Here is a 6,445-nt window from a genome sequence, read left to right as displayed (position 1 = left end):
CAATAAAAATAGTAAGTTATTTAATTCTCATTCCTAAATAAACCCGCCCCCACCCCACCAATAACCTACATCAACCTTGATTTCATCCCATCCTCCAAACGTATAGTCGATTTACCCTTGGGTGGGGGCGGGTTTACGAGATTGTGGATTATTGCCAGATATGTTGGCGAAAGGGCCCCGACAAATCTTTTTCTAAAAATAGCTTGACATTCCTATCTATTTGTGATAGGTTTTGTGGTAGTATTGTGTTAAATCCACAAATCGCAGCACTTCACCCATGTTCGCAGCCAACAGCTATTTTTATTTTTGGTACAGCAAAGTTCGCCCGGAGTGAATTTACAGCTTACTGTGAACATCCGGGCGAACCGCAAATTAACATTTGCGGTTTTGTTTTTTCTACTTGTTTTCCCAACAATCAATCGAACACTCGCAAAAACACCGATGACTTTATTCACTAACTGGTATTGCGGCTTTTATTTTTGGCCCCGCAGGAGTTCTGGGTAAACTGTCGTGCAGTCTTTTTGCGCCAACCCGGAACTCCTTAAAAGTTCCGGGTTTTTTGTTGTCAACCGCCTACTTAGTTTTCCCGGAGAATTCCCCATGTTAGATGCCAAACTCGCCACCAAATCTCATCCCGAACACCAGACAATTGTCAAACTATCAGAAACAGTCTCTGTCGGCGGCACAGAATTATTAATAGTTGGCGGCCCCTGTACTGTCGAAAGTTCCGCACAAATGGAAGCAGTCGCCAGCCAACTATCCGCCACATCGGTGCAAGCTTTGCGGGGGGGAGTCTACAAACCCCGCACTTCTCCCTATGCTTTCCAAGGGATGGGAATTGAGGGACTCGAAATTTTGGCCGGTGTCAGCCGCCGTTACGGTTTTCCCGTGGTGACAGAGGTAATGTCGATCGCCCAAATCGAGTTAGTTGTCACCTATGCTGATATGCTGCAAGTAGGCAGTCGCAATATGCAAAACTTCGAGTTATTAAAGGCGATCGGTCAAGCCAAAAAACCAGTTTTGTTAAAACGCGGTCTCTCAGCCACAATCGAAGAATTTGTAATGGCCGCCGAATACATTCTCAGCCACGGAAATCCTGATGTTGTGCTGTGCGAAAGAGGCATCCGCAGCTTCGACAATTACACGCGGAATGTCTTAGATTTGGGTGCAGTCGCAGCGCTCAAACAGTTAACTCATTTACCCGTAATTGTAGATCCTTCCCACGCCGCCGGCAAGCGGGAATTAGTCGCACCTCTAGCGAAAGCAGCGGTTGCTTGCGGCGCTGACGGCTTAATTATTGAATGTCACCCGCAACCGGAAAAATCGGTTTCTGACGCGCGTCAAGCTCTTTCTTTGCCAGATATGGTCGATTTAGTTGCGAGTTTGTCGGCTGTGGCGGCGGCTGTCGGGCGCTGCGTACCGGATACTAAGTCATTAGTCATTAGTCAGTAGTCAGTAGTCAGTAGTCAGTAGTCAGTAGTCAGTAGTCATTAGTCAACATCGGAAGACTTGGCTTTTGTAGCGTCAGAATTTATTCTGGCGCACTTTTGCTTGGGGAAGCGAAATTAGATTAAAATAAAAGTACAATCAATACTGTCATCTACAATATCTGGCTTAATTATGGCACTCAAACTTCATGTTCCCTCCATTGTCTGTTCCGGCTGCGGTGATACAATTACTAAAGCTATCCAAACTGTTGAATCCGATGCTAAAATCGATCTAGATTTAGCAGCCAAGACTGTTACAGTTGAAGCCAAAGCCTCGGAAGAGTCAATTAAACAGGCTGTGGTTGCTTCAGGTCACACTGTCACGGAAGCTTAATGTTGGAATAAGTTGGGGAGGGCGGGTTGATAAAAATTCTGGAGGTGTACCGTCAGGTGTCGGTGAACTCGCCCCTACAGAAATTAGGATTACCAATTACCAATTAATTTTTGTGTAAACCTTAATTAAGATTCTTCGTCTAAGTGTTCGGCGACGGCTCGGTAAAGTTCCAAAACGTGTCGATCGAGTAAACTATAAAAAACTTGTCTCCCAACTTTGCGGTAACTTACCAGCCGCAACGCCCGCAACGCCCGCAACTGGTGCGATACCGCCGATTCGCTCATGCTCAAAACCGCCGCCAAGTCGCACACGCACAGTTCTTGATTTGCCAGCACAGACACCAGCCGCAGCCGGTTCGCATCTCCCAAAAGACTGAAAAACTCTGCCATCCGCTGAGCTTTTGCGGTGTTGAGAACTTGTGTTTGCATTTCCCCAGCCCGCAAATTGTCAACTATATGCGGGCGATCGCACGTTGGTGTATCGTTTTGTTGGTCAGGCTGACCTATCGCTCCCTTAACAGCAGACTTCGGTGACATCTTTTACCGGCTTGTTTTAATTCTCATTTTCATTTTAGCCCTACTCGCCAACCTTTTATTACAGATTTTTTACATTCTCTTGACATATATCTGAATATGTGTTCATATATATTTATAGCCAAACAAACCCACCAGGAAAATCTCAAATGACTACAGCCACCCAAACAAAATGTGCTTGTCCTTCATGCGTGTGCGCTGTCAGCCCCAGCGAAGCCATTGAAAAAGACGGCAAATCCTACTGTTCCACAGCTTGCGCTGACGGACATCCCAACGGCCAAGGCTGCGGCCACGCCGGCTGCGACTGTCACAAATAAGTATTCGGCTTCATAAAAAATTAATCGACAACTGCCAAATATATCTAAAGGGAGATGCGAACAGCGCATTTCCCAATTTTTTGCTTTTAAGTTAAATAAAGGTTAAAATAAAGCTCAATTAAGGTTAAAACTGCATTAATAGACTAAAGACAAAACCAGAAAGCACAATTCCTACTTAGGCCATACAATAGAAGCAAGTTAGCGCCGCGATACTGAGTACAAATAGTGCTATTAACAGCAGAGACCGAACCAAAAGTTGAATACCAAAAGTCTAATTAGGAGGGGGGCTATGAAAGAACGGGAAGATTTTTTACATCCTCGCAACCGCTACTACGGTAATTTCACGCCAGAAAACTTGGCGTTTAATGCCAACTTGCAGGAGTTTGCTCAAAAAATAACTTATATTTGCTCGCTAGAAACTGGGGGAAAAATTAGCGCTGAGAAAGCATATAAGGATATTAAGATGCTTTGGAAAAACTTAAAATCCTCTAAAAAGCAATTGGGAATTGGCCAAAAACCCCCCAGTGACGATGAGGGAAATTCACCTGAACTCCCCTAGGAGCAACGCACCTTACTGTACTGATTTTTAGGAAAGTGAGGTTTGTAGGGTGCGTCGCTGTGAGATTGTTTCGAGCGACGCACCTTACTATAGCGGTTCTCAAATAAGTGAGGTTTGCCCGGTTTGGCCAGCGGCACCTCATCTTTCTGAGAAATGCTATATGTATCCAATTCTGCCATTTTTCAATCCAAAATCCCCAATCTCAAATCCAAAATAGATTAGGGAGTACAATTGCCGCCGAGGCCAGAAGTAATCGCGCAAGTATTAGTTTTCAGCATCCCTTCATAGGTATTAGCACCTGTACCGGGGCCGCCCAATTCGTCGCTGTAAAGTTCTTTGTCGGAAATTTTGACATTTGCTTCCCTCGCTACAGTCTCCATTAACTTCGGATTAGTTGTAGTTTCGACAAAAATTGTCGGCACTCCTGCGGTCTTAATTTCTGATGACAATTCCGCAATTCTGGCTGCGGTAGGCTGTTCCTCTGTCGTCACGCCTTGCAAAGCTCCAGCAATTTCTAAGCCGTAAGCATTGGCATAGTAACTCAGTGCATCGTGAGTTGTAACTAATTTGCGTTTTGAGGCGGGAATTGTCGCAATTTGAGCCTTAATCCAAGTATCTATTTTTTGCAAATCATCTGTTAATTTTGCCGCATTCTTAATATAAAGTTGAGCATTTGTAGGGGAAATTTTTATCAATTCATCGCGAATTGTTGCTACCATGCGGATGCCATTTTGAGGGTTGTGCCAAACGTGAGGGTCAGGGACTTTTTCACTTTCTGTATGGGGTTGGCTTCCTACTTTCTCTTCGCCGTCTTCGTGTTCGTGTTCGCCCATCAGCGGTTTGGGAACTGCGAGTTGGTGTACGGCGATTTTGGGCGCGAGATTGCTGCTGGATTTGATTAATTTAATAATGCTGGGTTCGTGGTTGTAGCCGCCGTATAAAATCAGATTGCCCGTTTCAATGGCTTTGCGGTCTTCTGGCTTGGTTTGGTAGGCGTGGGGGTCTTCTCCGGGCTTGATCAGACAGGTGGTGTCGATCGAACTTTCAGCAATTTCTTTAGTTATATCGCAGATAACGCCAGTCGTGGCGACGACTTTCGGCAACTTGGCGGCGGGACTCTGAGGCGTGGAATTGCCAGGTTGGGGGGTTGAAGTGCACCCAACCACTCCGCAGCCGACCGCCAAAACCGCCGCAGCGCACAATCTGCGGGTTTTTCCAGCCAAATTCTTTAACATTTTACTTTTGGAACGATAATCGTTATTGCTTTTTCGAGCTATCCTATTCTAGTAGCTACGAACAAGAATCGTTCTCAAAATCATCAATTATGTTACAAGTGCAAGACTTGGCTGTGAATTATCGAGGAATTTCGGCCCTGTGCAGCGTGAATTTCCAGTTAGATCCCGGACAAGTAACGGGGGTGTTCGGGCCCAACGGCGCAGGGAAAAGCACGATGGTGAAAGCGATGCTGGGATTGATCCCGGCCTGTGGGGGTTTGGTGAAATATCAGGGGCGGCTGCTGAAGGAACAGTTGTCGCGGGTAGCTTACGTGCCGCAGCGATCGCAAATAGACTGGGATTATCCGATTACGGTGTGGAATGCGGTGATGATGGCGCGGACTGTTCAGACTGGTTGGTTTCGCAGCCCGTCGAAGCAGTCGCAGGAATTGGTGAAAGCGGCGTTGCTGCGGGTGGGAATGTGGGATTTGCGATCTCGGCAAATTGGCGAACTCTCCGGGGGACAGCAGCAGCGGATTTTCTTAGCAAGGGCGATCGCCCAACAAGCCGATTTATTCTTTTTCGACGAGCCCTTTAGTGCGATCGACAAAGCAACAGAAGAAATTATCTTCGATATTTTTGCCGAACTCAAAGCCGAAAATAAAACATTGCTAGTAATCAGCCACGATTTAAGCGAAACCTCAAAAAAGTACGATAATTTATTGTTACTCAACAAGCAGTTAATTGCCACTGGTTCCTGCCGCGAAGTTCTCACCGCCGCCAATATTCAAAAAGCCTACGGATACGACTTAAGTTTAGTTTCAGCCTAAACAAAAAAAGATTATTCTCACCGTAGGGTGCGTCGCCACAAAAAATCCCTAACTAAATATAAACAATTTCATAGCGACGCACCTTACAAGATAATGCAGTAAACAAACCAACAATTTTTTGGTAGCAAAAAATGTATCAGGTGCGTCGCTACGAGATTGTCGATTTCCCTTGATGGATTTCTAGAGGCGACACACCCTACAGCTACCTGCTTCCATCCGTCACATCCGTTACAAACAAAATCCGCTGCCGAACTTCCTTCTTCTATAAATGTTAAACCTACTAATTGAGCCGCTAAAATTCGAGTTCATGCGAAATGCGATCGCCGTCGGCGTTTTGCTAGGAATTATTTGCGCTGTTGTCGGCTCCTATTTAATCGTACAGCAAATGGGAATGATGGTTGACATGATTGCCCATTCAGTATTAGCAGGATTGCCCGTTGCATTTTCTTTAGGTTTCAATATTTCCATCGGCGCATTTATCTCAGGAATTATCAGTGCGGTAATTATGGCGTGGATTCAATCACAATCGCGCCTAAAAGTTGACGCAATTATGGCATTAATTTTGTCAACCTTTTTAGCAATTAGCATCACTCTAATTAGCCTGTTGCGGACAACCAAATTAGACTTAGACGGGTTTCTGTTCGGGAATATCTTGTCAGTTGCACCCGCTGACGTGCAGCAGACTTTTGTCATAACTTTGATAATTTTAGCGGCGGTTAAAATCTTTTACAAAGAACTACTCTTCTATACTTTTGACCCTTTGGGAGCGCAAGCGTCAGGTTTGCCCGTAAATTTGATTTATTTGGGGATGATTTCGGCAATTACGCTGACAATTGTGGCGAGTTTGCAAACTGTGGGGGCGCTGTTAGTAATTTCTCTGTTAATCGGGCCGGGAATTACGGCATATTTGTTGGTAAAAGAGTTACATTTAATGATGGGATTGGGAGCAATTATTGGGATTATGGCTAGCGTGAGTGGAATGTATTTTAGCTATTATTTGAATATGCCGTCTGGGGCGGCAATTGTATTAGTTGTGTTTGGGTTATTTTTAATTGCTTTGCTGTTCAGTCCCAGTCAAGGGATTGTGACAAGAAAGAGAGGATAAGATTCCTGGAGGCACACCATCTATCTATTTTGCATTTTTTACTCTTACTTATACCAATTCTCCAAA

General features: G+C 45.0%; 9 protein-coding genes. 6 read left to right on the top strand and 3 right to left on the bottom strand.

Features of this window, described 5'->3' with window-relative positions; all coding sequences use genetic code 11:
* Nucleotides 1-600 precede the first annotated feature (600 nt).
* Together aroF and IQ270_RS14980 are read left to right on the top strand one after the other, a co-directional pair.
* Nucleotides 601-1,452, top strand: coding sequence for a 3-deoxy-7-phosphoheptulonate synthase (gene aroF / locus IQ270_RS14985; protein WP_193973974.1), 852 nt, complete (start codon nt 601-603; stop codon nt 1,450-1,452).
* Nucleotides 1,453-1,620: 168 nt separating this feature from the next.
* On the top strand, nt 1,621-1,821 hold the full coding sequence (locus IQ270_RS14980) for a heavy-metal-associated domain-containing protein (RefSeq protein ID WP_193973969.1): 201 nt from the start codon (nt 1,621-1,623) through the stop codon (nt 1,819-1,821).
* A 125-nt stretch (nt 1,822-1,946) separates the two neighbouring features.
* On the opposite strand, the gene IQ270_RS14975 is transcribed toward IQ270_RS14980, so the two are convergent.
* Nucleotides 1,947-2,357: a helix-turn-helix transcriptional regulator gene (locus IQ270_RS14975; RefSeq protein ID WP_193973968.1), complete on the bottom strand. Its 411-nt coding sequence runs from the start codon at nt 2,355-2,357 to the stop codon at nt 1,947-1,949.
* A gap of 146 nt (nt 2,358-2,503) precedes the next feature.
* Between IQ270_RS14975 and IQ270_RS14970 the strand changes: the two genes are divergently transcribed.
* Nucleotides 2,504-2,671 (top strand): metallothionein, encoded by a 168-nt coding sequence (locus IQ270_RS14970; RefSeq protein WP_193973967.1) that lies wholly within the window; start codon nt 2,504-2,506, stop codon nt 2,669-2,671.
* A gap of 289 nt (nt 2,672-2,960) precedes the next feature.
* Entirely contained in the window at nt 2,961-3,230 is a 270-nt protein-coding gene (locus IQ270_RS14965; protein ID WP_193973966.1) for a hypothetical protein, read from the top strand.
* Here IQ270_RS14965 and IQ270_RS14960 read toward each other — a convergent pair.
* Both IQ270_RS14960 and IQ270_RS14955 read right to left on the bottom strand, forming a co-directional pair.
* Nucleotides 3,227-3,409, bottom strand: coding sequence for a hypothetical protein (locus IQ270_RS14960; protein WP_193973965.1), 183 nt, complete (start codon nt 3,407-3,409; stop codon nt 3,227-3,229). The genes IQ270_RS14965 and IQ270_RS14960 overlap by 4 nt on opposite strands.
* A 39-nt stretch (nt 3,410-3,448) precedes the next feature.
* The gene (locus IQ270_RS14955; protein WP_193973964.1) at nt 3,449-4,465 is read right to left on the bottom strand and encodes a metal ABC transporter solute-binding protein, Zn/Mn family; all 1,017 of its coding nucleotides are present in this window, start codon (nt 4,463-4,465) and stop codon (nt 3,449-3,451) included.
* Nucleotides 4,466-4,554: 89 nt separating this feature from the next.
* Here IQ270_RS14955 and IQ270_RS14950 point away from each other — a divergent pair, with 89 nt between their 5' ends.
* Entirely contained in the window at nt 4,555-5,274 is a 720-nt protein-coding gene (locus IQ270_RS14950) for a metal ABC transporter ATP-binding protein (RefSeq protein ID WP_193973963.1), read from the top strand.
* Between the two features lie 268 nt (nt 5,275-5,542).
* On the top strand, nt 5,543-6,379 hold the full coding sequence (locus IQ270_RS14945; RefSeq protein ID WP_193973962.1) for a metal ABC transporter permease: 837 nt from the start codon (nt 5,543-5,545) through the stop codon (nt 6,377-6,379).
* Nucleotides 6,380-6,445: the final 66 nt, after the last annotated feature.

Source organism: Microcoleus sp. LEGE 07076 (genome assembly GCF_015207455.1).
Lineage (GTDB): Bacteria > Cyanobacteriota > Cyanobacteriia > Cyanobacteriales > Microcoleaceae > Microcoleus.
Note: the sequence above shows the minus strand (reverse complement) of the source record. Positions and strands in the feature narration are given on the sequence as shown.

Excerpts from the sequence above, each read along its gene's own strand:
- aroF (WP_193973974.1), top strand. The coding sequence starts at position 601 with ATGTTAGATGCCAAACTCGCCACCAAATCTCATCCCGAACACCAGACA.
- IQ270_RS14980 (WP_193973969.1), top strand. The coding sequence starts at position 1,621 with ATGGCACTCAAACTTCATGTTCCCTCCATTGTCTGTTCCGGCTGCGGT.
- IQ270_RS14975 (WP_193973968.1), bottom strand. The coding sequence starts at position 2,357 with ATGTCACCGAAGTCTGCTGTTAAGGGAGCGATAGGTCAGCCTGACCAA.
- IQ270_RS14970 (WP_193973967.1), top strand. The coding sequence starts at position 2,504 with ATGACTACAGCCACCCAAACAAAATGTGCTTGTCCTTCATGCGTGTGC.
- IQ270_RS14965 (WP_193973966.1), top strand. The coding sequence starts at position 2,961 with ATGAAAGAACGGGAAGATTTTTTACATCCTCGCAACCGCTACTACGGT.
- IQ270_RS14960 (WP_193973965.1), bottom strand. The coding sequence starts at position 3,409 with ATGGCAGAATTGGATACATATAGCATTTCTCAGAAAGATGAGGTGCCG.
- IQ270_RS14955 (WP_193973964.1), bottom strand. The coding sequence starts at position 4,465 with ATGTTAAAGAATTTGGCTGGAAAAACCCGCAGATTGTGCGCTGCGGCG.
- IQ270_RS14950 (WP_193973963.1), top strand. The coding sequence starts at position 4,555 with ATGTTACAAGTGCAAGACTTGGCTGTGAATTATCGAGGAATTTCGGCC.
- IQ270_RS14945 (WP_193973962.1), top strand. The coding sequence starts at position 5,543 with ATGTTAAACCTACTAATTGAGCCGCTAAAATTCGAGTTCATGCGAAAT.